The organism is Pedobacter heparinus DSM 2366 (assembly GCF_000023825.1).
Classification (GTDB): Bacteria; Bacteroidota; Bacteroidia; order Sphingobacteriales; family Sphingobacteriaceae; genus Pedobacter; species Pedobacter heparinus.
Window position 1 is genome coordinate 4,563,161 of record NC_013061.1, and the last position, 25,241, is coordinate 4,588,401.

24 protein-coding genes are annotated in these 25,241 nt (G+C 42.7%); 17 read left to right on the top strand and 7 right to left on the bottom strand.

Annotated elements, in window-relative coordinates:
* The first annotated feature begins 27 nt into the window (after positions 1–27).
* The 3 genes from metH to PHEP_RS18970 all read left to right on the top strand — a co-directional run bounded on the left by metH (position 28) and on the right by PHEP_RS18970 (position 5,176).
* Complete coding sequence (metH, locus tag PHEP_RS18960; RefSeq protein ID WP_015809599.1) at positions 28–3,687, top strand: methionine synthase; 3,660 nt, start codon at positions 28–30, stop codon at positions 3,685–3,687.
* A 21-nt stretch (positions 3,688–3,708) separates the two neighbouring features.
* Complete coding sequence (gene metF, locus PHEP_RS18965) at positions 3,709–4,665, top strand: methylenetetrahydrofolate reductase [NAD(P)H] (RefSeq protein ID WP_015809600.1); 957 nt, start codon at positions 3,709–3,711, stop codon at positions 4,663–4,665.
* Positions 4,666–4,741: 76 nt separating this feature from the next.
* A complete protein-coding gene (locus tag PHEP_RS18970) occupies positions 4,742–5,176 on the top strand; it encodes an META domain-containing protein (RefSeq protein ID WP_015809601.1) in 435 nt (144 codons plus the stop codon).
* On the opposite strand, the gene thrC is transcribed toward PHEP_RS18970, so the two are convergent.
* The 3 genes from thrC to thrA are packed head-to-tail and all read right to left on the bottom strand — an operon-like array spanning position 5,154 to position 9,872.
* The gene (thrC, locus tag PHEP_RS18975) at positions 5,154–6,473 is read right to left on the bottom strand and encodes a threonine synthase (protein ID WP_015809602.1); all 1,320 of its coding nucleotides are present in this window, start codon (positions 6,471–6,473) and stop codon (positions 5,154–5,156) included. The genes PHEP_RS18970 and thrC overlap by 23 nt on opposite strands.
* Positions 6,474–6,484: 11 nt before the next feature.
* Positions 6,485–7,420 carry a homoserine kinase gene (locus tag PHEP_RS18980; RefSeq protein ID WP_015809603.1) on the bottom strand — a complete coding sequence of 312 codons (936 nt, stop codon included), beginning with the start codon at positions 7,418–7,420 and terminating at the stop codon, positions 6,485–6,487.
* 4 nt (positions 7,421–7,424) lie between these two features.
* Positions 7,425–9,872: a bifunctional aspartate kinase/homoserine dehydrogenase I gene (thrA, locus tag PHEP_RS18985; protein WP_015809604.1), complete on the bottom strand. Its 2,448-nt coding sequence runs from the start codon at positions 9,870–9,872 to the stop codon at positions 7,425–7,427.
* A gap of 300 nt (positions 9,873–10,172) precedes the next feature.
* On the opposite strand from thrA, the gene rsgA reads away from it, so the two are divergent.
* Genes rsgA through PHEP_RS19000 form a run of 3 tightly spaced genes read left to right on the top strand, consistent with a single transcriptional unit; the run spans position 10,173 to position 11,892 of the window.
* On the top strand, positions 10,173–11,093 hold the full coding sequence (gene rsgA, locus PHEP_RS18990) for a ribosome small subunit-dependent GTPase A (RefSeq protein WP_015809606.1): 921 nt from the start codon (positions 10,173–10,175) through the stop codon (positions 11,091–11,093).
* Between the two features lie 2 nt (positions 11,094–11,095).
* The gene (gene dtd / locus PHEP_RS18995) at positions 11,096–11,548 is read left to right on the top strand and encodes a D-aminoacyl-tRNA deacylase (protein WP_015809607.1); all 453 of its coding nucleotides are present in this window, start codon (positions 11,096–11,098) and stop codon (positions 11,546–11,548) included.
* Positions 11,548–11,892 (top strand): nucleotide pyrophosphohydrolase, encoded by a 345-nt coding sequence (locus PHEP_RS19000; protein ID WP_015809608.1) that lies wholly within the window; start codon positions 11,548–11,550, stop codon positions 11,890–11,892. Before dtd ends, PHEP_RS19000 begins: the two co-directional genes overlap by 1 nt.
* Before the next feature lie 83 nt (positions 11,893–11,975).
* Here PHEP_RS19000 and PHEP_RS19005 read toward each other — a convergent pair whose 3' ends face one another.
* The 4 genes from PHEP_RS19005 to rsmA form a co-directional block, all read right to left on the bottom strand.
* Entirely contained in the window at positions 11,976–12,377 is a 402-nt protein-coding gene (locus PHEP_RS19005; RefSeq protein WP_015809609.1) for an HIT family protein, read from the bottom strand.
* A 6-nt stretch (positions 12,378–12,383) separates the two neighbouring features.
* Positions 12,384–12,857 carry a transcription elongation factor GreA gene (gene greA / locus PHEP_RS19010; RefSeq protein WP_015809610.1) on the bottom strand — a complete coding sequence of 158 codons (474 nt, stop codon included), beginning with the start codon at positions 12,855–12,857 and terminating at the stop codon, positions 12,384–12,386.
* Positions 12,858–13,024: 167 nt separating this feature from the next.
* Positions 13,025–13,948, bottom strand: a complete 924-nt coding sequence (locus PHEP_RS19015; RefSeq protein WP_015809611.1) for a 2-hydroxyacid dehydrogenase — start codon at positions 13,946–13,948, stop codon at positions 13,025–13,027.
* A 53-nt stretch (positions 13,949–14,001) separates the two neighbouring features.
* The gene (rsmA, locus tag PHEP_RS19020) at positions 14,002–14,784 is read right to left on the bottom strand and encodes a 16S rRNA (adenine(1518)-N(6)/adenine(1519)-N(6))-dimethyltransferase RsmA (protein WP_015809612.1); all 783 of its coding nucleotides are present in this window, start codon (positions 14,782–14,784) and stop codon (positions 14,002–14,004) included.
* A gap of 101 nt (positions 14,785–14,885) precedes the next feature.
* On the opposite strand from rsmA, the gene pdxA reads away from it, so the two are divergent.
* From pdxA to PHEP_RS19070, 11 genes are all read left to right on the top strand, one after another.
* The gene (gene pdxA, locus PHEP_RS19025; RefSeq protein WP_015809613.1) at positions 14,886–15,965 is read left to right on the top strand and encodes a 4-hydroxythreonine-4-phosphate dehydrogenase PdxA; all 1,080 of its coding nucleotides are present in this window, start codon (positions 14,886–14,888) and stop codon (positions 15,963–15,965) included.
* A gap of 60 nt (positions 15,966–16,025) precedes the next feature.
* Positions 16,026–16,559 (top strand): YceD family protein, encoded by a 534-nt coding sequence (locus PHEP_RS19030; RefSeq protein WP_015809614.1) that lies wholly within the window; start codon positions 16,026–16,028, stop codon positions 16,557–16,559.
* 18 nt (positions 16,560–16,577) lie between these two features.
* Positions 16,578–16,769 (top strand): 50S ribosomal protein L32, encoded by a 192-nt coding sequence (rpmF, locus tag PHEP_RS21960; protein ID WP_015809615.1) that lies wholly within the window; start codon positions 16,578–16,580, stop codon positions 16,767–16,769.
* Between the two features lie 98 nt (positions 16,770–16,867).
* Entirely contained in the window at positions 16,868–17,806 is a 939-nt protein-coding gene (gene plsX / locus PHEP_RS19035; RefSeq protein WP_015809616.1) for a phosphate acyltransferase PlsX, read from the top strand.
* An 11-nt stretch (positions 17,807–17,817) separates the two neighbouring features.
* Positions 17,818–18,807, top strand: coding sequence for a beta-ketoacyl-ACP synthase III (locus PHEP_RS19040; RefSeq protein ID WP_015809617.1), 990 nt, complete (start codon positions 17,818–17,820; stop codon positions 18,805–18,807).
* Positions 18,808–18,879: 72 nt separating this feature from the next.
* Complete coding sequence (gene accB, locus PHEP_RS19045; protein WP_015809618.1) at positions 18,880–19,353, top strand: acetyl-CoA carboxylase biotin carboxyl carrier protein; 474 nt, start codon at positions 18,880–18,882, stop codon at positions 19,351–19,353.
* Between the two features lie 15 nt (positions 19,354–19,368).
* Positions 19,369–20,709, top strand: a complete 1,341-nt coding sequence (accC, locus tag PHEP_RS19050; protein WP_015809619.1) for an acetyl-CoA carboxylase biotin carboxylase subunit — start codon at positions 19,369–19,371, stop codon at positions 20,707–20,709.
* Positions 20,710–20,790: 81 nt separating this feature from the next.
* Complete coding sequence (gene tatC, locus PHEP_RS19055) at positions 20,791–21,684, top strand: twin-arginine translocase subunit TatC (protein WP_015809620.1); 894 nt, start codon at positions 20,791–20,793, stop codon at positions 21,682–21,684.
* Between the two features lie 36 nt (positions 21,685–21,720).
* Positions 21,721–22,161, top strand: a complete 441-nt coding sequence (gene rpiB / locus PHEP_RS19060; RefSeq protein WP_015809621.1) for a ribose 5-phosphate isomerase B — start codon at positions 21,721–21,723, stop codon at positions 22,159–22,161.
* Between the two features lie 10 nt (positions 22,162–22,171).
* Complete coding sequence (locus PHEP_RS19065; protein WP_015809622.1) at positions 22,172–23,758, top strand: M28 family peptidase; 1,587 nt, start codon at positions 22,172–22,174, stop codon at positions 23,756–23,758.
* Between the two features lie 89 nt (positions 23,759–23,847).
* Positions 23,848–25,239, top strand: coding sequence for a LutB/LldF family L-lactate oxidation iron-sulfur protein (locus PHEP_RS19070; RefSeq protein WP_015809623.1), 1,392 nt, complete (start codon positions 23,848–23,850; stop codon positions 25,237–25,239).
* The last annotated feature ends 2 nt before the right edge of the window (positions 25,240–25,241 follow it).

Below are 25,241 nucleotides of genomic sequence, written 5' to 3' on the forward strand. Positions count from 1 at the left end.
ATTGCCTGCTCATATCATTATTGTTAAATGGATATCAGAAAAGAGTTAGAAAAACGTATCCTGATCATTGATGGTGCAATGGGCACCATGATACAACGTTACACCTTAACTGAAGAGGATTTCAGAGGTGAACGCTTCAAAGATCACCCCTGTGATGTAAAAGGGAACAATGACATGCTGAGCATCACACGCCCGGATGTCATTAAAGAAATCCATACTGAGTATTTAAAAGCCGGTACGGACATTATTGAAACCAATACTTTCAGTACCCAGCGCATTTCCCTGGCCGACTACCAGATGGAACCGCTTGCGTATGAGATGAGTTTTGAAGGGGCAAAAATTGCCAAAGAGGCGGTAAACGAATTTATGGCCGCCAACCCCGACCGCAAGTGTTTTGTGGCCGGAGCAGTGGGCCCAACCAACAGAACCCTCTCCATTTCACCTGACGTAAATGATCCGGGTTTCAGGGCCATTACCTTTGATGAACTGGTTGAAGCTTATGACGAACAGGTACGCGGATTGGTAGATGGAGGTGCAGATTTGCTCCTTATTGAAACCATTTTTGATACGCTGAATGCCAAGGCTGCCATATTTTCAATTAAGAAATACGAAGCCGAAATTGGCCGTAAAATAGAGATCATGATCTCTGGTACCATTACTGATGCATCGGGAAGAACTTTATCTGGCCAAACGGCCGAAGCTTTCCTGAATTCTGTAATGCATGCCAATCCACTGAGCATTGGCTTTAACTGTGCCCTGGGTGCCAAAGACATGAGACCCCATATTGAAGAACTTTCTGCCAAAGCAGGATGTTATGTTTCGGCTTATCCGAATGCAGGTTTGCCCAATGAATTTGGTGCTTATGACGAAATGCCACATGAAACGGCCCACCTGGTGGAAGATTTTATCCAGCATGGTTTTGTAAACATTGTAGGTGGCTGCTGTGGTACCACACCAGAGCACATTGGTTGCATTGCCAAAAAAGCGAAAAATGTAGCACCCCGCAAAATACCGCATATTGAACCTTACCTGCGCTTAAGCGGGCTGGAGCCGGTAACCATTACGCCGGAAAGCATTTTTGTAAACATCGGGGAAAGGACCAACATTACCGGATCACCTAAATTCAGCAAGCTGATTTTGGGCGGCGATTTTGAAGCAGCACTGGCTGTAGCCCGTCAGCAGGTAGAAGGTGGTGCGCAGGTGATCGATGTGAACATGGATGAAGGGATGATCGATTCGGAAGCTTCGATGACAAAGTTCCTGAACCTGATCGCTTCTGAACCAGATATTTCCAAACTGCCCATCATGGTCGACTCGTCTAAATGGACAGTAATTGAAGCTGGCTTAAAATGCCTGCAGGGCAAAGGGATTGTCAACTCCATTTCACTGAAAGAAGGAGAAGATAAATTCAGGGAAAGTGCCCGTAAGATCATGACTTATGGCGCTGCTGTAGTGGTAATGGCTTTTGATGAGCTTGGCCAGGCAGATAATTTTGAAAGAAGAAAAGAGATCTGTAAAAGATCTTATGACATACTGGTCGATGAAATTGGCTTTCCGGCCCAGGATATCATTTTTGACCCGAACATCCTTACCGTAGCTACAGGTTTGGAAGAACACAATAATTATGCGGTCGATTTTATCAATGCCACCCGCTGGATTAAAGAAAACCTGCCTTATGCAAAAGTAAGTGGCGGGGTTTCTAATATTTCCTTTTCTTTCAGGGGTAACAATACCGTAAGGGAAGCCATGCATTCGGCATTTTTATACCATGCCATCAAGGCAGGCCTGGACATGGGGATTGTAAATGCAGGAATGCTGGAAGTTTATCAGGAAATTCCACCGGAGCTTTTGGTGCTGGTTGAGGATGTATTGCTGAACCGCAGAGATGACGCAACAGAGCGCCTGGTTGAATTTGCAGACACCATCAAATCTAAAGGAAAAGAGATTGTAAGAGATGAGGAATGGCGCAAAACAAGTGTAGAAGAACGCTTGTCGCATGCTTTGGTTAAAGGAATCATAGAATACCTGGATGCCGATGTAGAAGAAGCGCGCCAGAAATACGCCAGACCAATAGAGGTAATTGAAGGGCCGCTGATGGATGGGATGAACATCGTAGGCGATCTGTTTGGTGCCGGAAAAATGTTTTTACCGCAGGTAGTAAAATCTGCCCGTGTAATGAAAAAAGCGGTGGCTTACCTGCTGCCCTTTATCGAACAGGAAAAACTGGACAACCCGGATCAGGATCAGAATTCATCTGCCGGAAAAATATTGATGGCCACTGTAAAAGGTGATGTACACGATATCGGAAAGAACATCGTAGGCGTAGTACTGGCCTGCAACAACTTCGAGATCGTAGATATGGGCGTGATGGTGCCCGCACAGGACATTATCAAAAAAGCCAAAGAGATCAATGCAGATATCATTGGATTGAGTGGTCTGATTACTCCTTCGCTGGATGAAATGGTGCATTTTGCCAAAGAAATGGAACGTGAAGGTTTTACTATTCCCCTGATGATAGGTGGGGCTACAACTTCCCGGATCCATGCTGCTGTAAAAGTTGCGCCGAACTATTCGGGCCCGGCCATACACGTACTGGATGCTTCCAGAAGTGTAACAGTAGCCAGTACATTAATGAACAAGGATACCCGTGATGAATATATTGCAGGTATCCGCGCGGAATATGACAAGGCCCGTGAAGCGCACCTGAACAAACGCTCTGACAAGCGTTTTAAAACAATTGAAGAAGCCCGCAAAGACAATTTTAAAATCGACACCAGCCTGGTAGCCCCTGCCCCAACCTTTACAGGGACAAAGGTATTTGACAATTATCCGCTGGAAGAACTGGTGCCTTATATAGACTGGACACCTTTCTTTCAAACATGGGAGCTTCGTGGTTCTTATCCAAGGATCCTGGAAGACAAGGTGGTTGGTGATGAAGCAAAGAAACTGTTTAATGATGCTAAGGTATTGTTAAAAAGGATTGTAGAGGAGAAGCTATTAACTGCCAGGGCAGTAATCGGCTTCTGGCCGGCAAATGCAGTTGGTGATGACATCGTTTTAGCTGTGGAAGGAAAAGAAGTGGTGATCCATACGCTTCGCCAGCAGGCAGAAAAAACGGCTGATCAGCCTTATTATGCCTTGTCTGACTTTATAGCGCAAAAGGAAACCGGCATACCTGATTATTTTGGCGGATTTGCCCTTACAACCGGCATAGGCTGTGATGAGCTGGTTGCTGAGTTTGAAGCGGTTTACGATGATTACAACAGCATTATGGCCAAAGCTTTGGCCGACAGACTGGCAGAAGCTTTTGCAGAACGCATGCACGAGCTGGTCCGTAAAGAGTACTGGGGATATGCAAAGGATGAACACCTGGACAATGAAGCACTGATTAAGGAAGAATATTCCGGCATACGCCCTGCACCAGGCTATCCCGCCTGTCCGGAGCATACTGAAAAAGGCACTTTATTTGAACTGCTGGATGCAGAAGCCAGAATTGGGCTTAGCCTTACGGAAAGTTACGCCATGTACCCTACTGCAGCGGTAAGTGGATTTTACTTTGCACATCCGCAATCCAGATACTTTGGTTTAGGTAAGATCACCAAAGACCAGGTAGAAGACTATGCAGTAAGGAAAAACATGCCACTGGAAGAAGTAGAAAGATGGCTGAGCCCAAATTTAGCTTATTAACAACCATACGAACGACGATTCATGAAAATTATAGATCATATAAATAACGCCAAAGGAAAAACCTTATTCTCATTTGAACTGTTGCCACCCATTAAAGGGCAAAGCATTAAAGGAATATTTGATGCCATAGATCCATTAATGGAATTTAATCCGCCTTTTATTGATGTAACTTATCTTCGCGAAGATTACATTTATAAGCAACATGCCAATGGCCTCCTGGAAAAGGTGGCCTATCGCAAACGCCCGAGTACGGTAGCCACCTGTGCTGCAATTATGAACAGGTACAAAGTGGATGCTGTACCACATTTGATTTGCGGTGGTTTTACAAAAGATGAGACAGAAAATGCCCTGATCGACCTGCAGTTTTTGGGTATAGATAATGTACTGGTTTTAAGGGGTGATGCACGTAAAAGCGATAGTTCTTTCATTCCAACACCAAATGGCCATGCTTACGCTTCGGAACTGCTGCAACATGTGGTAGACATGAACAACGGCAAATACCTGCATGACGACATGGAAAGTGCAGAAAAAACAGACTTTTGCATTGGTGTGGCGGGTTATCCGGAAAAACATTTTGAATCACCAAACCTGGATACAGATTTCAGATACCTGAAACACAAAGTAGATACCGGGGCTGATTTTATTGTGACCCAGATGTTCTTCGACAATAAGAAATATAAAGCTTTTGTGGATAAATGCAGAGAAAATGGCATCCATGTACCCATCATACCGGGGTTAAAACCAATTACCAGCAGCAAACAGCTGATCAGCCTGCCTAAAATATTTCACCTGGATATTCCAATAGAACTGAGCGAAGCGGTACATGGCTGTAAATCAGAGAAGGAAGTTAAAGAAGTTGGTATTGAATGGATGATCAATCAGTGCAATGAGCTGAAGGCAATGGGTGCGCCGGTGCTGCATTTCTATACGATGGGCAATCCGGAACCGACCAAAAAGATTGCGCAGGCGGTATTTTAGGGTTTAAAAACCCGGGGTATCTGTGTTTTCTGAAATACTCTTTGTATCTTCATATAACATTAAGACTTATATTTATATGAACAGACTGATGCTATTGTTGCTGGTTGCTGTAGGTTCTTTAACGGCCTGCACAACGATGAAACCCGGATCTATTGGTAATGGTGGCCTCTCCCAACTGGGTGGCACCTGGGAACTTAACTATATATCAGGACCAAGAATAGCCTTTAATGGATTATACCCGGGCAAGAAGCCGTTTATTAAATTTGATATTGCAGACAAAAGGTTTAGCGGGAATACCAGCTGTAATTCTTTTTCCGGACAACTTGTTGCAGACGACACAACCATCAATTTTACACAGCCTTTTGTTATGACAAAAATGGCCTGTCCTGGTGAAGGAGAGACCATTTTTGTGGAAATGCTAAAAAAGGCAAGTACTTATGCGATAACGAGCGACAGTACCCTGAATTTTATGATGGGCGACATTGCCATTATGCGTTTCCATAAGAAGTAAGCAGGTACTTTTTAAAGGATTCAAAACCGGTATCCATTGCTGTAGCCAGTTTTGGTTTGGCAGCCAGGCTTTTTACCTGCTCAGGGATTTCAATATCGGCCTTTATTTCTTCAGGAAAAACATCCGGAAATTTGCAGGCATGGGCGGTAGACAGGAAAACACCTGCAAATTCCTGATCTGAAGTATCCATTCTGTATTGCTGCAAAGCCAGCCAGGCAATGGCAGTATGCGGACAGGCGATGTAATCAAATTCATTATAAATGGCCTTGATGGCCTCCAGCGTCTCATCATCGGTAAAGCGATAACCTTTCATCACCTTTTCCAAGGCGGCTTTATCGTTATTGAACAGGTCCATGATCCTCACCCAATTGCTCGGTGCGCCTACATCCATGGCATTGGAGTAGGTTTGAACGGATGGTCTGGTCTCGTATATCCCGCTTTCCAGGAAGCGCGGAACGGTATCGTTTACGTTGGTAGCGGCCACAAATCGTTTTACGGGCAGGCCCATTTTATAGGCCAGTAAACCAGCGGCAATATTGCCAAAGTTTCCGCTTGGCACTACAAATACCAGGTCTTTTTTTCCCTGCCTGCGCAATTGTGCATAGGCATTGAAGTAATAGAAAGTTTGTGGGATCAGCCTAGAGATGTTGATGGAATTGGCTGAAGTAAGGCGCAGTTTTTCATTGAGCTCTTCATCTGCAAAGGCCTGTTTTACCAGGTGCTGGCAGTCGTCAAATGTTCCCTCCACTTCTATGGCATGAATGTTCTGGCCATTGGTACAAAGCTGTAGTTCCTGGATGTCGCTCACTTTTCCTTTCGGATAAAGAATGGTAACACGGGTATTGGCCACACCCAAAAAACCGAGTGCTACGGCACCACCCGTATCGCCTGAGGTGGCGACCAGCACGTCTAAAGTTTTTTCATTTTCTTTCAGAAAGTAGCCCATGATCCGGCTCATGAACCTTGCCCCAAAATCTTTGAAGGCAAGAGATGGGCCATGAAACAACTCCAGTACAAAATCATTGCCGGCCAGGTTCACAACGGGAGCATCAAAGTTGATGGCATCGTCGATGATGGCCTTAAGATCGCCGGCCGGTATGGCATCCTGCAACAGCACTGAAGCAACTTTAAAGGCAATCTGTGGCAGGGAATACTGCTCAATATGGTCTATGAATTCTTTATCAAGCACAGGGATATCGACCGGCATATACAAGCCTTTATCTAAGGGCATGCTATTGAAAACCGCTGTTGGAAAATCTACGCTCAGGTTATGGTTATTGGTACTGTATAATTTCATTGTTTTTATGGCTAATCTAATACTACCGGTCCTTTTTTGTTCACTTCAGAGACGAAAGCCAGGCTGTTGATGGAAAGGCTTTTTAAATGCTGCTGTAAGTTTTGAGTAATTTTTTTTGCGGTCTCTTTATCCCTTGTAAGGGCAAATACAGAAGGGCCTGATCCGGAAATTCCGAAACCAATAGCACCTGTTTCCATCGCCATTGCCCTTAAAACATAAAAATCAGGGATAAGGATAGCCCTTGTGGGCTCTACCAGCACATCGGTCATACTCCGGCCAATCAGTTCATAATCGTTCATGAACAAACCACTTACCAGACCGGCCACATTGCCCCACTGGGTTACCGCATCTTTTAAATATACCTTAGAGCGGATCATCTGCCTGGCATCTTTGGTAGGTACATCTACTTCAGGATAAACAATTGCAGCATATAACTCGGCCGGAAAAGGTAAACTGATGATGTCTAAAGGGCTGTAACTTCTGATCAGTACAAAACCACCCATCAATGCCGGGGCAACATTATCGGCATGGCCATAACCACAGGCCAGTTCTTCGCCCTTCATGGCAAAAGGGATCAGTTCTTTATTGCTGAGCTGGTTATCGAACAGAGTATTGATGGCAAACAGGCCTGCTACCGTACTGGCAGAGCTTGAACCCAGGCCACTGCCTATAGGCATCTTTTTATGCAATTCTATTTCAATACCTGCATTGGGCTGGCCAATATGCTGCAGGTAATGTTTGGCAATGGCACTAACCGTATTTTTATCAGGGTCTAAGGGCAAACGGCCTTCATCTCCGGTGATTTTTAACAAGGAAACACCGGGTTTATCGGTAAGACGCATGATCACCTCATCACCGGGTTCATTTACGGCAAAGCCTAGTACGTCAAAGCCACAGACCACATTGGCTACTGTAGCCGGAGCGAAAACTTTTATTGATCTTTTCATAGAGTTATCTTTTACCTATGTTAATGATGTCAGCAAAAACACCGGCAGCAGTTACCTCGGCACCGGCTCCAGGTCCTTTTACTACCAGCGGACGCTCCTTATAACGATCAGTAGTAAAGGAGATAATGTTGTCGCTGCCGGAAAGCATATAGAAAGGGTGTGAGTCATCAACCATTTGCAGGGTAATGGCCACTTTACCATCCTCCAGCTTACCGATATACCTCAATACTTTATTGCTTTTAGCTGCTTCATTTTTTAAGTTCTCAAAATGCGCCGCATTGTTTTCAAGTTCCTGGTAAAACTCGGCCACACTGCTGGCCGCCAGACAGGCCGGTGGCAGCATACTTTCTATGGCCACATCTTTTTCTTCAAGCGCATAACCTGCATCGCGGGCAAGGATCAGCATTTTACGCATAAAATCTTTACCGTTCAGGTCGTCCCTCGGATCAGGTTCAGTATAACCCATATCCTGTGCCTCTTTTACAACTTCACTGAAAAGCCTGTCTCCCTTAAAGTTGTTAAAGATATAAGAGATGGTACCCGACAAGATGGCTTCAATGCGGTTGATCCTGTCGCCACTCAGCATCAGGTCCTTTAAGGTACGGATGATGGGCAGTCCTGCCCCCACATTGGTTTCATAATAAAACTCTACCCCGTGTTTTCTTGCCGCCTCTTTAAAAGCCACATACTGATCATATTCGGCAGAATTACCTATTTTATTACAGGTAACCACCGAGATGCTCGATTGCAATACATCCAGGTAATGCCGGATCGGGTTATGGCTGGCAGTATTGTCTACAAATACACAATTGGCCAGGTTCATGGACTTCATCTTTTTGATAAACTCAGCCAGGTCTGCCTGTTCACCCTTTTCGTTCAGGGTATCTTCCCAATTGTTCAGATCTATTCCCTCTGCATCCAGGTACATTTTACGGGTATTGCTTACCCCCATTACCTTAACCTGCAGATCGTTATTTTTGGCCAGAAAAGGCATCTGGTGTTGTAATTGCTTAAATAAGGTTTTACCAATGTTTCCGGTACCCAGACAAAACACGTTCAGCGTTTTTTTCAGGTCGGCATAGAAAGCATCATGAACAGCGTTCACCGCTTTGGAAAGATCACTGCGTGACAGGATTACGGAAATGTTATATTCTGACGAACCCTGGGCAATGGCGCGGATGTTTACCCCATTCCTGCCCAGCGCACTGAATAACCTTCCGGAAATACCCGGTGTGCGCTTCATGTTTTCACCCACTATCGCTAAAACCGAAAGTCCGTTTTCTACCTCCGGGTATTCCAGTTTACGGGCCTGAAGTTCCAGTTCAAATTCTTTATTGATGAGTGCCAGTGCTTTTAAGGCATCTGCAGGTTTAACGGCAAAGGTAATGCTGTGTTCGGATGAGGATTGTGTGATGAGGACTACATTGACCTGCTCTCTGGACAACATAGAGAACAGCCTTCCGCTGAATCCGGCCTTACCAACCATACCGCTGCCGGATAAGTTAAGGATACTGATCTCATCAATCGAAGAGATCCCTTTGATCGGCAGGCTGGAGGCATGCACATTGTGCCTGATATAGGTACCAGGGAAATCAACATTAAAAGTATTTTTAATGACTATAGGTATTTTCTTTAAAAAGGCAGGGATCATGGTAGGTGGATAGATCACTTTGGCACCAAAATAAGAAAGTTCCATAGCCTCGGTATAACTCAGTTCAGGCAATGAAAAAGCCTTTTTAACGATCCTCGGATCAGCTGTTAACATGCCATCTACATCGGTCCAGATCTCAATTTCATCGGCACCAAGGGCTGCCCCCCAGATGGCGGCTGTATAATCACTGCCCCCACGCCCTAAAGTAGTGATACGCCCTTCGTCGTTACTGGAAATGAAGCCGGTAACAAAAAGCAGTTTATCGTTATTGCCTGCATAAAAATCCCTGATCAGGTTTTCAGTCAGCTCAGTGTTCACTTTCGCCTGTCCGAAGTTATGGTCTGTTTTAATCAGTTCCGAGCCATCTACAAACAGGGCATTTGCAAAATATTGTCTCGCAATGTGGCTCACCATCATGGTTGAGCAGCGTTCGCCATAGCTTAAGATCAGGTCTTTGGTCTGCAAACTCAGCTCTTTCAGGTTATAAACTGCCTGCAGAATGTCTTCCAATTCATTTAAATAGATCTTTAGTTTGGTAAGTACCGGATTTTGAGCACTTGCAGGCAGCAATGCACGGATCACCTCGAAGTGTTTGTCTTCTACCTTCTTCAGCGTTTCGGCATAGTCCTCTCCCTTTCTGGCACTTTCTGCCATATCCAGCAAAGTGTTGGTTACACCACCCATAGCAGATAAAACGACGATAGGGTGCTCAGCGTGCTTCCCCTTGATCAATATATCCATCAATGCACTTATGCTTTGAGCTGAACCGACAGATGTACCTCCAAATTTTAAAATATTCATAGTTGTTGGTTAAAAAAAAAGCGCCTTCCTGGATTAGAGGAAGGCGCTTTTTGTGGTTTTTATATTTTCTATTTTAGCCCACTAGCTTACCTTCCTCCGTTCGATGCCGGTGGTTGTGGTAATAGTGGTTGTGGTCAAATTTTTATACATTGTATTATTTACACTAACGAGGCGTAAAGTAAAGGCATATTTTTTTAATTCGCAAATGATTGTGAAAATAAATTATTCAATCGATCGGTTTAGTAGGATTTCACCTGAAGGAGTACATAACGTTACAATTTCTTATCTTTATCGCCTTATATGCAAGGATTAGTAATAAAATCGACCGGTAGCTGGTATCAGGTGCATGCTGAAAATGGCCTGGACTATGATTGCCGTATAAAAGGTAAGTTCAGGATACAGGGCATCCAAACCACTAATCCTGTTGCAGTGGGCGACCGTGTGGAGTTTGAACTAGAACCAAATTCGGACAACGGCATCATCAATAAGCTATACGACAGACGGAATTACATCATCCGAAAATCGATTAACCTGTCTAAACAGGCCCAGATCATTGCGGCCAATATGGACCAGGCTTTTTTAGTGGTTACGCTGGCTTCTCCCCGTACTTCACTGGGTTTTATCGATCGTTTTCTGGCCACTGCCGAGGCTTATGATATCCCTGCTATGCTGATATTTAACAAGCTTGACCTTTTTCATGAAGAAGGGCTGGAAATACTGGCCGAGTACCAAGGCATTTATGAAAATATTGGTTACCCCTGTTATTCGGTTTCTGCACTTAAGGGCACAAACATCCCTTTGATCGAATCTTTGTTAAAAGACAAGACGACTTTATTTTCAGGACATTCAGGTGTAGGAAAATCGAGCCTGATCAATGCCTTATTGCCCGGGCACAGCATTAAAACAGGTGAAATTTCGGGATCCAGTGATAAAGGGCAGCATACCACTACTTTTGCCGAAATGCATGCCTTACCTTTTGGTGGTTACCTGATTGATACCCCGGGCATACGTGAACTGGGTATATTTGACATCAGACCTGAGGAACTCGGACATTATTTCAGGGAAATGAGGGATTTGATGCACCAATGTAAGTTTAACAATTGCCGGCATGTAAACGAGCCTGGCTGTGCCGTAATTAAAGCTGTAGAAAGTGGGGAAATAGAACTGAGCAGATACGAAAGTTACCTGAGTATTTATCATGGTAACGAAACCAGGGCTTAAACATGAGGGCAGTTATTCAAAGAGTTGTTGCAGCCAGCTGCCAAGTGGATGAAAATATTACAGGCAGCATTGACAATGGTTTTTTGGTATTGCTGGGTATTGAGGATGCAGATACAGCAGCAGACCTGGTATGGCTGGCACAAAAGATTGCTGCCATGCGTGTATTTGGAGATGAAAACGGTTTGATGAATAAGGCGCTGGCAGATATTGACGGGAATATTCTGCTGGTCAGTCAGTTTACCTTATTTGCGGCTACAAAGAAAGGAAACAGGCCTGGATTTACCCGGGCTGCCAGACCAGAAAAAGCAATCCCATTATATGAAAGCATGGTCAAAGAACTTTCCAGGCTATTGGGAAAAGCGGTACAGACCGGCATTTTTGGGGCAGACATGAAGATCAGCCTGGTTAATGATGGCCCGGTAACGATAATTATTGATACAAAAAACAAGGAATAATGACCATAAAAGAAGCACAGGAAGCGGTTGATCAATGGATAGCTACTACCGGCATCCGTTATTTTAATGAGCTGACCAATACAGCCATCCTGATGGAAGAGGTTGGTGAAGTCGCCCGGATCATGTCGCGTAAATACGGAGAACAATCGTTTAAAAAGAGTGATGAAGCCGTTGACCTGGGGGATGAAATGGCAGATGTACTGTTTGTACTGATCTGCCTGGCCAACCAGACAGGTATTGACCTGACCGCTGCTTTGGAGAAGAACCTGGTTAAAAAAAGCATCAGGGATGCGGAAAGGCATAAAAATAATGAGAAGCTACAAAAAAAGCAGGGTTTACATTGACCCTGCTTTTTTTGTAGCGGAAATTTTCCGGTCCTTCATCGGGAAAGGTTTCCCGGATTTGGGGGAGTGATCTGTTTTTCCTTTTAATCTTTAGAAAGTGCTGCCTTAATCTTAACCGCCGCCTCTGCAAGTTCTTCCTGCGTCGGTTGCAGCTTTGCCCTACTAAAATTCATATCACTTACATTATTCATTGGAATGAGATGGATATGCACATGTGGTACTTCCAGGCCAATTACGGCAACGCCCACTTTTTTACATGGAAAAGCTTCCTTTAAACCTGTCGCCACAATTTTAGCAAACAAGGTTAACCCGAAATAGCTTTCTTCATCCATATCGAAGATATAATCGATCTCCTTTTTGGGGATCACCAGCACGTGCCCCATCACCAATGGGCTCACATCCAAAAATGCCAGAAATTCTGTAGTTTCTGCTACAATATGTGCGGGTATTTCACCGCTTACTATTTTTGAAAAGATACTGGCCATATTTTTTTATCTGCTGATCTCTAAAATTTCAAATTCCATTTTCCCTGCGGGCACTTCAATCTCTGTGGTATCACCAACAGATTTACCCAATAATCCTTTTGCAATAGGTGATTTTACGGAGATTTTTCCGGTTTTAAGATCGGCCTCAGATTCAGCTACCAACTGGTATGACATCGTAGCACCATTTTTAACATTTTTGATCTTTACGATAGAAAGTGCAAGTACCTTTGATGTATCCAATTTGGATTCATCTATCAACCGGGCAGTAGAAAGTGTAGCTTCCATTTTGGCAATTTTTGCCTCGTGCAGGCCTTGCGCCTCTTTTGCAGCATCATACTCAGCGTTCTCAGAAAGATCACCTTTATCTCTCGCCTCAGCTATCGCCCTTGAAATCAGCTGCCTGCCAGTAGTTTTTAAATACTGCAGTTCTTCTTTCAGTTTATCTAAACCATCTTGGGTATAATATGTTACCTCTGTCATAGCTCGTTTATTTTTTTGTAAATCCTCTAAAAAACAAACAAGACTACATCGGTTTTTAAGCCTACATAGTCTTGCTTCAATTGAAACGAAGATAACAGGGAGTTAGCATAAAAGCAAATTTTTAAGATTATTTTAACTTTCATTTACAATACGCCCTGTTCATGCTTTCAGATGTCCTTTAACTTTTCTGCCAGAACTTCTGAAATCTTACGGTAAGAATCGAATGTCCAGCCACCAACATGAGGTGTTAACACAACCTTTTCAGCTAATTTAAGCGCATTATACCATTCCTGATTGCTTAATGCCGGAAATTTTTCTACCTCCAGTACATCCAGCCCCGCACCGAGTATCTTACCCTGGGCTATCGCTTTTAAAACGGCTTCGGTGCTAACCACCTCGCCCCTGGCGGTATTGATAAAAAACAGGGGTTTACGAAAATGGAACAGGTATTCTTCATTTACCATTTGCCTTGTTTCGGGGGTTAAAGGAATATGCAGGCTCAGCACATCACTTTGCTTTACAATTTCTTCCATGCTGACCTCCCTGGCATAGGCATCACTAAAACCCGTTTTATATTTATCATAAGCAATGACATGGACATCAAAGCCGGAAAGCTTTTTAGCGAAGCTTTTGCCCATAAATCCATAACCGATAATCCCAACTGTTTTACCCTTTAGTTCATATCCGCGGTTACCTTCTCTATCCCACACACCCTTACGCACTTCTGTATCAGCATTCCGAAAATTGTTCATGAGCGCCAGCAACATGCCAATAGCATGTTCTCCTACAGCATCCATATTGCCTTCGGGGGCATTCAGTAATTTGATCCCCTTTAATTTGGCAAAGGCCTCATCAATATTATCCAGTCCTGCCCCTGCCCTTGCAATGAATTTCAGGTTTGGGGCTGCTTCCATTAATTCTTTATCTATTAAAAATTTGGTGCGGACAGCAATCCCTTCATAATCCGCAATGATGGCCAGTGTTTCTGCCCTGGTAATCAAGGGGCGGTCATGTACATCATAACCCATTGCAGCAGCCCTTTCTTTAAATATAGGGTGCAGGTCATCAACAATTAAGATCTTTCCTTTCATCTTTCAATTTTATTTTTCGGTCGGATGGCGTTTTTTGGTTATTAAAAATAATGTTACTTTGACAACTGAGCCAGGTGAGAGGTAAGCACAATAAAATCGTTCACACTCAACTGTTCGGCTCTTTTGTCAAAAAATGGATGTTCGTCCATTTTGTCTTTGGGGATAATACCTGAAAGCGCATTTCTCAGGGTTTTTCTGCGCTGGTTAAAACCTGCTTTTACCGTGCGCCAAAATAGTTTTTCATCACAGGGTAATGTTTCAACAGCATTTCTGCTTAGCCTGATCACTCCTGAATTTACCTTTGGTGGCGGGTTAAATGTACCTGGTTTAACGGTAAACAGGTATTCTATATGATAATAGGCCTGGATCAGCACACTCAATATCCCATAATCTTTGGTCCCTTCTTTTGAAGCGCAGCGTTCTGCCACTTCCTTTTGAAACATCCCAACCATTTCTACAACACTGGACCTGTTTTCGAGAATTTTGAACAAAATCTGGGAAGATATATTGTACGGAAAATTGCCAATAATAGCATATTTATCCTTAAATATATCCGACAGGTTTAAGGCTAGAAAGTCGCCATTTATCAACCTGCTCCCAAGTTGGGGATATTTTTGCTGCAAAAAATGATAGGACTCTACATCAATATCTATCAAATAGGTTTCCAGATCTTTTCGCTCCAGTAACAGATCAGACAAAATACCCATGCCAGGCCCAACTTCAAGTACCTGTTTGTATTTATCGGTATGAACAAGGCCATTTACGATTTTGGCCGCAATGTTTTTATCGGTTAAAAAATGTTGCCCCAAATGCTTTTTTGCCCTAACCAAACTCATGTTGTTCTCCCTTAAAAAGCTGTAAAAATATTAAAGTTTTATGAGTATCGGACTAACATTAAGGTGAAATTCTGTAATTTGCGCCAAATTTCTATTCAGGCATGAGCAATAAAATTAAAATTGGGATAAGCATAGGCGATATAAACGGCATCGGATTAGAAGTAATTTTGAAGGCCTTGTCGCACAACAGCATACTTGATTACTGTACACCAATAGTTTACGGGCATACAAAAGTTGCTTCTTATCATAGAAAGGCATTGGGGCTTACCGACTTCGCTTTTAATGTGATCAATGAACCGGCCACAGCAAACCCCAAAAAGCCCAACCTGATCAACTGCTGGGAGGAAGATGTCAAGATTGACCTTGGTATCTCAAACGAAACAGGCGGTAAGTATGCTTTAATATCTCTTCAAAAAGCTACCGATGCATTGGTAAAAGGAGAAATTGATGCGCTTGTTACCGCACCGATCAATAAACACAACATTCAATCGGATACTTTTAAATTTCCGGGACATACAGAATATTTACAGGAACAGAGCAACAGCAATGATGTACTGATGTTCATGATCAGCGAGGACATCCGTGTGGGTGTAGTAACGGGACACATTCCGGTTGCGGCTATTGCCCCCCACATCAGCAAAGAAAAAATTGTAAAAAAACTGATGTTGATGAACGAGAGCTTAAAGAAAGATTTCTGGATAGAAAAACCAAAAATTGCAGTACTTGGCTTAAATCCGCATGCCGGAGATAACGGCCTGTTAGGTAAAGAGGAGGAAAACATAATTGTACCTGCGATACAGGAGGCCTTTGATAAAGGCATAATTTGTTTTGGGCCATATCCTGCAGATGGTTTTTTTGGAAACGGCAGCTACAAACAGTTTGATGCAGTATTGGCGATGTACCATGATCAGGGACTGATCCCGTTTAAGACCATTGCTTTTGGCACCGGGGTTAACTTCTCTGCCGGACTAAAAATTGTACGTACCTCACCTGACCATGGTACCGGTTATGACATTGCTGGTAAAAATCTTGCAGATCCCTCTTCGTTTATTGAAGCCGTATTTGCAGCTACACATATAGTTAAGAACAGAAGAGAACAGGAAGCCTTACTTGGCAATCAATTAAGAAGCGGTGGAAAAATTATTGAAACTCCCGCCGATATGAAGGACGACGCGAATTAAAAAAGAATTTGCACTGAATAAAAATAATCCCTACATTTGCGGGCTAAAATTTTGTTACAATTGAAACCATTAAAACAATTTTCAATCCCATTTACAGGCTTAAAAATTGGCAAACATCAGTTTGATTTTGAGATTGATAACAGCTTTTTTGATGCTTTTGAATACTCTTTGGTTAAAAAGGGGAACTTAAAAGCAGAAGTTGAGCTAGACAAACAGGAAACAATGTTAATACTACATTTCCGCATTAGCGGTACCATAGTATTGGACTGCGATAAATGTTTAGCTGAATTTGGGGCACCGATAAATATACAGGAAAGGCAGATTGTAAAATTTGCTGAAGATGAGCTGGAAAGCGATGATCTGGAGATCATTGTACTGAGTAAAAAAGAAAGTGAGATTGACATCTCTGAACTGATTTACGAATTCATCACGGTATCGGTACCTTATATAAAGATATGTGAAGAGAACGGCACTGGAGTAAAATGCGACCAGGAGATGATTGCAAGACTGGAAAGTTTAGCGGTTGGATCAAAACAGGAAGAAGAAGAACAAAATGACGACCCAAGGTGGGCAGCGTTAAAGAAATTAAAATAATAATTAAATAAATCAGCAATGGCACATCCAAAACGTAAAGTTTCTAAGAGCAGAAGAGATAAGAGAAGAACTCACTATAAAGCAGAAGCTCCTTCTTTAGCTACTTGTCAGACAACAGGTGCGATACACATTCCTCACCGCGCTTATAACGTTGATGGTAACTTATACTACAACGGTAAATTGGTTATTGAAAACACCTCAATAGGTTAATTTTCTTGAAAAATAGTTTGTGTTTTAAGTGTCCTATAGTTTAACTTAGAGGCCTTAAAAAAGCGGCAATTTTGCCTGGTACACAAACTGATTTTACTATGAAAATAGGTCTCGATATAATGGGCGGAGACTATGCTCCTAAAGCAAATGTTTTAGGAGCAATAGCAGCTCATCCATTGTTATCCCCGAAGGAGCATCTGGTGCTTATTGGGGATACCCAGCAGATTAAGCCCCTCCTATCCGAAAACGGATTCAATCCGGATCACTTTGAATATATTCATACCGAAGAAGTAATTGGTATGGGCGAACATCCCACTAAGGCTATTGTTCAAAAGCCTAATTCAAGCATCTCAATAGGTTTCAATTTACTCAAAGAAGGCAAACTGGACTCATTTGCAAGTGCCGGAAATTCTGGTGCTATGCTTGTTGGTGCTGTATTTAGTGTAAAAACCATTCCTGGTATCATACGTCCATGTCTGTCTACTTTTCTGCCTAAATTAAGCGGTGGCGTTGGTTTAATGGTTGATGTTGGCGCAAATGCTGACTGCAAACCCGATATCTTACTCCAGTTTGGTATACTCGGCAGCTTGTATGCAGAGAATGTAATGGGAATAAATACACCTAAAGTAGCTTTAATGAACATTGGAGAAGAGGATGAAAAAGGCAATATGCTAAGTCTGGCCACCTTCCCCTTAATGAAAGATACCCAGCTGTTTAATTTTGTAGGTAACGTAGAAGGAAGGGACTTATTTAACGATAAGGCTGATGTAATTGTATGTGACGGATTTACTGGGAATGTGATGCTTAAACTTGCAGAATCATTTTATGTACTAACCTTAAAAAGAGGCTTAAAGGACGAGTTCTTTGACCGCTTTAATTATGAGAACTATGGCGGCAGCCCAGTGTTGGGTGTAAACGCGCCGGTAGTAATTGGCCATGGTATTTCAAGCCCATTGGCCGTTAAGAACATGATCATGCAATCCAGAGACATGATTACAACTGGCTTGGTTGGAAAAATACAAGCCGCATTTAAATAATTTGAGATAAAATGAATAAAATTCACGCTGCGATTACAGCTGTTCATGGTTATGTGCCAGACTACGTACTGACCAACAAAGAGCTTGAATCAATTGTAGACACTACGGATGAATGGATCACATCCAGAACAGGTATCAAAGAGCGAAGAATATTGAAAGGTGAAGGATTAGGCACTTCAGATATGGCTGTACATGCCGTAAATGGTTTGCTAAAGAAACGCGGGATCAGCGCAGAAGAAATTGAACTGATTATCTTTTGCACCACAACACCGGACATGCCTTTCCCGGCATCTGCAAATATTCTGGCAGATAAGATTGGCGCTAAAAATGCATGGGGATATGATCTTCAGGCCGCCTGTTCAGGTTTCATTTTTGGATTATCAACGGCATCACAGTTTATTGAATCTGGAAAACATAAAAAAGTACTGGTAGTGGGCGGTGATAAAATGTCATCGATCATTAATTACCAGGACCGTACTACCTGCATCATTTTTGGTGATGGCTGTGGTGCAGTTTTACTGGAACCCAATGAAGAAGGTCTCGGCATCATGGATTCTATATTAAGAACCGATGGAGCCGGAAAACAATTTTTACACCAGAAAGCCGGCGGATCGGCCCGACCTGCAACACACGAAACTATAGACAACAATGAGCATGTGGTTTACCAGGAAGGCCAGGCCGTGTTTAAATTTGCAGTAACCAATATGGCGGATGTTGCTGCCGAGATTATGGAACGTAACAACCTTACCTCCGATGATGTAACCTGGCTGGTACCACACCAGGCCAACAAGCGGATCATTGATGCTACTGCAAACAGAATGGGCGTAGGTTCGGAAAAAGTAATGATCAACATACAGCGTTATGGCAATACCACTAATGGTACAATCCCCCTATGTTTGTGGGAATGGGAAAACCAGTTGAAAAAAGGCGACAATCTGATATTGGCCGCATTTGGAGGAGGCTTTACCTGGGGTTCTGTTTATTTAAAATGGGCCTATTAATTTTATAAAATAAATAATCTTAACTTAGATAGTTCTAAAGACGTACTATTTTTTCTAAATAACACCTAAAAAATGGATATTAAACAAATTCAGGAACTTATTAAATTTGTTTCTCGTTCGGGCGTAAACGAAGTAGCTATTGAGCAGGAAAACTTCAAGATCACCATTAAAACCAATCAGGCACCTACCTATGTTCAGGCAACTGTTCCTGCCCAGATTGCGCCTGCTGTTGCACCAACTGCTGCTGCACCACAGCCGGTTGCCCCTACCGAAACCAAATCTGCACCTGTTGAAGATACTTCAAAATACATCACCATTAAATCGCCAATGATTGGTACTTTCTATCGCTCTGCGAGTCCGGATAAGCCTTCGTTCGCAAATGTTGGAGATGAAATTACTGCAGGCAAAGTGATCTGTATCATTGAGGCGATGAAACTTTTCAATGAAATAGAAAGTGAAGTGTCAGGAAAAATTGTAAAAGTTCTTGTCGACAATGCTTCACCTGTAGAGTATGATCAACCTTTATTTTTAGTAGAGCCGGTTTAATCGGAATAGATAAATATGTTTAAAAAGATACTAATTGCCAATAGGGGCGAAATTGCTTTACGCATTATTCGGACCTGTAAAGAAATGGGCATCAAAACCGTAGCGGTTTACTCTACTGCCGACAGAGAGAGTTTACACGTACGTTTTGCTGATGAAGCTGTTTGTATTGGCCCGCCACCAAGTAAAGATTCTTACCTGAGCATTCCAAATATCATTTCTGCAGCTGAGCTGACCAATGCGGATGCCATACACCCGGGATACGGATTCTTATCTGAAAACGCGAAATTTTCTTCTGTTTGCCGTGATTATGGGATTAAGTTCATTGGGGCAACACCAGAACAGATCAATTCTATGGGCGATAAGGCATCGGCCAAAGAAACCATGAAAAAAGCAGGGGTACCTACTATCCCTGGTTCGGAAGGTTTGGTAGAGAACATCAAAGAAGGTATTGTAACGGCCAACGAGATCGGCTACCCGGTAATCCTTAAGGCTACTGCTGGTGGTGGTGGACGTGGAATGCGCGTAGTCTGGAAAGATGAAGATTTTGAAAATGCATGGGACAGTGCCAGACAGGAGTCGGGTGCAGCTTTTGGAAATGACGGACTTTATCTGGAAAAATATATTGAGGATCCACGTCACATAGAAATCCAGATCATCGGAGATCAGTATGGCAAGGCCTGCCATTTATCGGAGCGCGACTGTTCTATACAGCGCAGGCACCAGAAACTGGTGGAAGAGGCCCCATCACCTTTCATGACACCTGAATTGCGGGAAAGAATGGGCGAAGCGGCCATTAAAGGAGCTATTGCTGTTCAGTATGAAGGTGCGGGCACCATAGAATTCCTGGTAGATAAACACCGCAATTTCTATTTTATGGAAATGAATACCCGCATCCAGGTAGAACATCCGGTAACAGAAGAAGTGATCAATTACGATTTAATTAAAGAACAGATCAAAGTTGCCTCGGGTGTTCCGATTTCGGGAAAGAATTATTTACCTGATATGCATGCTATTGAATGCCGGATAAACGCGGAAGATCCATTTAATAATTTCAGGCCCTCTCCGGGTAAAATAACAAATTTCCACTCTCCGGGCGGACATGGGGTAAGGGTTGATACGCACGTTTATGCAGGTTATCAGATTCCTTCAAACTATGACTCTATGATTGCCAAGCTGATCTGCGTTGCACAAACCCGTGAAGAAGCGATCAGTACTATGGAGCGGGCTTTAAGTGAATTTGTGATAGAGGGTGTAAAAACCACGATACCTTTCCACTTAAAATTAATGAAAGATCCTAACTTTAGGGCGGGTAATTTTACGACTAAATTTATGGAGACTTTCGAGTTTTCAGAATAACATAAAAACTATTTGCTAGATTTTAAACGTAAATACCATTCTAAATAAAAGAATGGTATTTTTGTTTTACAAATAACGTACATGAGTGATAATAAAAAACGTGACCTGATTGGGGCCATCAAAGAAAAAGGAAAGACTTTAGAGGCAGAAATGTCTTTTTTTGACCATATAGATGTACTTAGAAAACATTTACTACGCTCATTACTGGTCGTAGTATTATTTACCATAGGCGCATTCTGGTTTTCAGACTTTATATTTAATGATCTGATCATGGGGCCTAAGAACCCTGATTTCTGGACTTACAGAATGATGTGCAAGATGGCTGCTGCATGGCCGAACCTGATCGGTTCAGACTTTTGCATCACGCATATTGATGCCAAGATCATCAATACAGAAATGGCCGGACAGTTTACCCTGCAGATCAATGCCTGCGTAATGGTCGGCATTATACTCGGCATCCCATATATTTTATTTGAACTATGGCTGTTCATTAAACCTGCCTTACACGACAATGAGCGCAAATCGGCCAGTCATTTTGTGATGTTTGCCTCTACACTTTTCTTCATAGGGATCCTGTTCGGTTATTATATAGTATGTCCGCTGTCCGTAAACTTCCTCACAAATTTTACGGTAAGCCCTGATATACAGAATACCTTTACCATCACTTCTTATCTTTCTTCTGTAGCGACATTAACCATTGGCTCCGGGATCATCTTTCAGCTGCCCGTAGTGATTTATATTCTGTCAAAGTTCGGTATCATGACCCCTAAGTTCATGCGTTCAACCAGAAGATATGCCGCTGTAATTATCCTCATTGTTGCTGCAGTTGTAACACCTACAGCAGACGTGATGACAATGCTTGTAGTAGCCTTCCCACTATTTGTACTATACGAACTGAGTATCTTTATATCAGCTAATATTGAGCGCAAAAGAAATAAGGAGCTTTATGGGGTAGCCAAAGTAAAGAAATCGTAAAACGCCCATATTACTTTATCAAAATAAATTTAAAAGATGTCAACCGATAAAAAAATTAAAATCGCAATAGGTGCAGATCACGCCGGCTTTGAATACAAGGAACTCCTAAAATCTTATTTAAGTGACCATGAAGTTAAAGATTTTGGCACCCACTCGGCCGATTCTGTTGATTATCCTGATTTTGCACATCCTGTTGCGGAAGCTGTAGAAAGTGAGGCTTATACCTTTGGTGTACTGGTTTGCGGCAGTGCCAATGGGGTTGCCATAACTGCCAATAAGCATCAGCAGATCCGCGCAGCAATCTGTTGGCAAAAGGAGATTGCCGAACTTGCCAGAATGCACAACAATGCCAACATTATCTGTATCCCGGCAAGATTTGTATCTGAAGAACTGGCAAAAGAGATGGTAAGCACCTTTCTAAACACTGCTTTTGAAGGTGGGAGACACGCTGGCAGAGTGAATAAAATGTCGTGCTAAAGCAGGAAACATGAAAAAGCACCTTTTATATAGCAGTATTATTTTGCTGATGGGCTGTACCGCATCAGCACAAAACAGAGATGCGGTAAAATTTAGTCAGACCATTAACAAAGACAATGCCTATAGACATCTTTCTGTGCTTGCCTCTGACGAATATGAAGGTAGGGAGACTGGTAAAAAAGGGGGCTGGATGGCCGCAGAATATATTAAAAATCAGTTTAAGGTTCTGGGTTTAAATGGTCCGGTAAACGGCGATTATTTTCAGTCTGTAGACATGGCTTCTTTTGGTATTTCGCAGATGCTAACGCTGGAAGGCCAACCCGCAGAACCCATTAAAAATTTTTATGTCGTACCTTCATCGGTATCAGGCAGCGGCTTTGCTTTTAATTCAGGCAGCATTTTATTTGCAGGTTATGGGCTGAACAAAGAGGGCTATAACGACTACGAGGGGAAGGATATTACCGGTAATGTAGTGATGATCCTTAAAACTGCAGAACCTTCGGGTACAACTACTGCAAAAACAGGTGGTAATATCAACACAAAAATTAAATACCTATCGGATCATAAAGCCCGCGCTGTTCTGGTAATAGACCCTGTGATTGATATGCCGGATAACCTGAAAAACTATCTGCAATCTGAACAGATGGTAATGAAAACCAAAGAAAACCTTGACCGCCTGAACGAGCCGCAGGGCATGCCCGTTATCTACATCGGTACGACTTTGGCCAACCAGATCTTAAAGGGGGCAAAAACTACCTTAGATGCATTAAAAAAGAAAATGACCGAAACCGGGAAGCCGGTTTCGCAGGTCTTAACCGTCTCTGTTACTGCCAGTGCAAAGAAAACTGAAAATAAAATAAGGACTGAAAATGTTCTGGGCTTTTTGGAAGGCAGTGATCCAAAGTTAAAGAAAGAAATTCTAGTGATTACTGCACATTATGATCACATTGGCATTACTCCGGATGCAAAAGGTGACGATAAAATCAACAATGGAGCTGACGACGACGGCTCAGGGACAACCGGAGTGCTGATGATTGCCGAAGCCTTTTCAAAAGCTAAAAAAGCTGGGAAAGGCCCTAAAAGGAGTATCTTGTTTATGACGGTAACGGGTGAAGAGAAGGGGCTGTTAGGTTCCGAATGGTATTCGGAATATCCTGTTTTTCCATTGATCAATACGATTACCAATCTGAATATAGATATGATAGGCCGTGGAGATGCTGCGCATGCCCAGGATAACAATTTTGTTTATATCATTGGTTCTGATATGTTAAGCAGCGACCTGGACCGTATAGGTAAAAAAGCGAATAAAGATTATGTAAAGATGAACCTGGACGAACGTTATAACAACCGTACAGACCCAAACCGTTTCTACTACCGATCTGATCATTATAATTTTGCCAAACATGGCATCCCGGTTATCTTTTATTTCAACGGGGTCCACGAAGATTATCATCAGCCGGGTGATGAGATCAGTAAGATCGACTTTCCAATGCTGGCTAAAAGGGCAAGATTGGTTTACTACACAGCCTGGGAGCTGGCAAATGGCGCCAAGCGACCTGCTGTGGACAAGAACGAAGACGGAACAAAGAAAAAATAAGATCTTTAAACCTGCCCCACCCGGCAGGTTTTTTTATACCATGTAAATCTGGCATAACAATGCTTCTGATTTATTTTTATATTTGGAAGATGATGAAGGTATCTGAGGAATTTTTGATTAAAGCGGATGAGAAGGCCTTTGATTTAGGGCATCGCAAAACAATTAATTACAACATAGGCAAATACAATACAGCCGTAGAACGCGGATTGTCCAAATTTGAGAACCTGGAAAATTCGAAAAAGAAAGCACATGTAATTAAATGGCGGGTAATGGAAAACCTTGACAAATTTCTACCTGAGTTTGAAGCCAACTTTCAGCGCAGGGGTGGAAAAGTAATCTGGGCAAATGACACCCAGGAAGCGCAAAAGGAAATCCTGAACATCATCAACAGAACCGGGGGTAAAACGGTCATCAAGTCAAAATCAATGACCACTGAAGAAATCCATCTCAACGATTTTTTAGGAGAGCATGGTATAGAATCGCTGGAAAGTGACCTCGGTGAATACATCGTCCAGTTGTTGGGCCAACACCCTTATCATATTGTAACGCCTGCCATGCACCTCAATAAGGAGGAGATTGCCAAATTGTTTCATGAAAAATTTGGTACTCCTTTAGACTATACCCCTCAGCAGCTTACACAAAAAGCCCGTGAGCTTTTGAGAGAAAAGTATCTGAATGCAGATATCGGCATTAGTGGTGGAAATTTTTTAATTGCAGATACCGGAAGTATTGCCTTAACGGAAAATGAAGGGAATGCCAGGCTTTGCACTACCTTTCCTAAAATCCATATCGCCATTGTAGGTATAGAAAAAATTATCCCGTCAATGGCAGACCTTGACCTTTTCTGGCCATTACTGGCCAGCCATGGTACCGGCCAGAATTTAACGGTATACAATACCATACTAAGTGGGCCAAGACGCGGCGAAGAAACAGATGGTCCTGAAGAAATGTATGTCATCCTGTTAGACAATGGCCGCACAAATCTGCTGGCACAGAAAGATCAGCGCCAGGGCTTATACTGTATCCGTTGTGGTGCCTGCCTGAACGCCTGTCCGGTATATAAAAATATCGGTGGACATACTTATAACACGACTTATAGCGGCCCTATAGGCTCCATCATTACCCCCCACTTAAAGGGGATGAAAGAATTTAAGCATTTGAGCTACGCCTCAAGCCTCTGCGGAAAATGTTCGGAAGTCTGTCCCGTAAAGATCGACATCCATAAGATGTTGCTCCTGAACCGCAGGGATGCGGCAGCGGAACACGACAATACCAAAACTGAAGAAATTGGCTGGAAGATCTGGAAAACCAGCATGTTAAAAAGGTCAAGAATCGATGTTTTTGGCGGAAAGATCAAGAATTTCTTTCTGAAATTTCTGTTTAAAAAGATCTGGGGCAAATACCGTGAAATGCCTGAGGTTGCACCAAAATCTTTTGCTAAATTGTGGAGGGAAAAAAACAAAGATCCGAAAAGCTTATAATT

What these genes read in the sequence shown, in the direction of transcription:
- thrC (WP_015809602.1), bottom strand. Translation starts at nt 6,473, where the DNA reads ATGAAATTATACAGTACCAATAACCATAACCTGAGCGTAGATTTTCCA.
- accC (WP_015809619.1), top strand. Translation starts at nt 19,369, where the DNA reads ATGTTTAAAAAGATACTAATTGCCAATAGGGGCGAAATTGCTTTACGC.
- PHEP_RS18980 (WP_015809603.1), bottom strand. Translation starts at nt 7,420, where the DNA reads ATGAAAAGATCAATAAAAGTTTTCGCTCCGGCTACAGTAGCCAATGTG.
- rpiB (WP_015809621.1), top strand. Translation starts at nt 21,721, where the DNA reads ATGTCAACCGATAAAAAAATTAAAATCGCAATAGGTGCAGATCACGCC.
- greA (WP_015809610.1), bottom strand. Translation starts at nt 12,857, where the DNA reads ATGACAGAGGTAACATATTATACCCAAGATGGTTTAGATAAACTGAAA.
- PHEP_RS19005 (WP_015809609.1), bottom strand. Translation starts at nt 12,377, where the DNA reads ATGGCCAGTATCTTTTCAAAAATAGTAAGCGGTGAAATACCCGCACAT.
- rpmF (WP_015809615.1), top strand. Translation starts at nt 16,578, where the DNA reads ATGGCACATCCAAAACGTAAAGTTTCTAAGAGCAGAAGAGATAAGAGA.
- plsX (WP_015809616.1), top strand. Translation starts at nt 16,868, where the DNA reads ATGAAAATAGGTCTCGATATAATGGGCGGAGACTATGCTCCTAAAGCA.
- PHEP_RS19040 (WP_015809617.1), top strand. Translation starts at nt 17,818, where the DNA reads ATGAATAAAATTCACGCTGCGATTACAGCTGTTCATGGTTATGTGCCA.
- PHEP_RS19015 (WP_015809611.1), bottom strand. Translation starts at nt 13,948, where the DNA reads ATGAAAGGAAAGATCTTAATTGTTGATGACCTGCACCCTATATTTAAA.
- PHEP_RS18970 (WP_015809601.1), top strand. Translation starts at nt 4,742, where the DNA reads ATGAACAGACTGATGCTATTGTTGCTGGTTGCTGTAGGTTCTTTAACG.
- metF (WP_015809600.1), top strand. Translation starts at nt 3,709, where the DNA reads ATGAAAATTATAGATCATATAAATAACGCCAAAGGAAAAACCTTATTC.
- tatC (WP_015809620.1), top strand. Translation starts at nt 20,791, where the DNA reads ATGAGTGATAATAAAAAACGTGACCTGATTGGGGCCATCAAAGAAAAA.
- accB (WP_015809618.1), top strand. Translation starts at nt 18,880, where the DNA reads ATGGATATTAAACAAATTCAGGAACTTATTAAATTTGTTTCTCGTTCG.
- PHEP_RS19065 (WP_015809622.1), top strand. Translation starts at nt 22,172, where the DNA reads ATGAAAAAGCACCTTTTATATAGCAGTATTATTTTGCTGATGGGCTGT.
- rsgA (WP_015809606.1), top strand. Translation starts at nt 10,173, where the DNA reads ATGCAAGGATTAGTAATAAAATCGACCGGTAGCTGGTATCAGGTGCAT.
- dtd (WP_015809607.1), top strand. Translation starts at nt 11,096, where the DNA reads ATGAGGGCAGTTATTCAAAGAGTTGTTGCAGCCAGCTGCCAAGTGGAT.
- metH (WP_015809599.1), top strand. Translation starts at nt 28, where the DNA reads ATGGATATCAGAAAAGAGTTAGAAAAACGTATCCTGATCATTGATGGT.
- PHEP_RS19000 (WP_015809608.1), top strand. Translation starts at nt 11,548, where the DNA reads ATGACCATAAAAGAAGCACAGGAAGCGGTTGATCAATGGATAGCTACT.
- thrA (WP_015809604.1), bottom strand. Translation starts at nt 9,872, where the DNA reads ATGAATATTTTAAAATTTGGAGGTACATCTGTCGGTTCAGCTCAAAGC.
- pdxA (WP_015809613.1), top strand. Translation starts at nt 14,886, where the DNA reads ATGAGCAATAAAATTAAAATTGGGATAAGCATAGGCGATATAAACGGC.
- rsmA (WP_015809612.1), bottom strand. Translation starts at nt 14,784, where the DNA reads ATGAGTTTGGTTAGGGCAAAAAAGCATTTGGGGCAACATTTTTTAACC.
- PHEP_RS19070 (WP_015809623.1), top strand. Translation starts at nt 23,848, where the DNA reads ATGATGAAGGTATCTGAGGAATTTTTGATTAAAGCGGATGAGAAGGCC.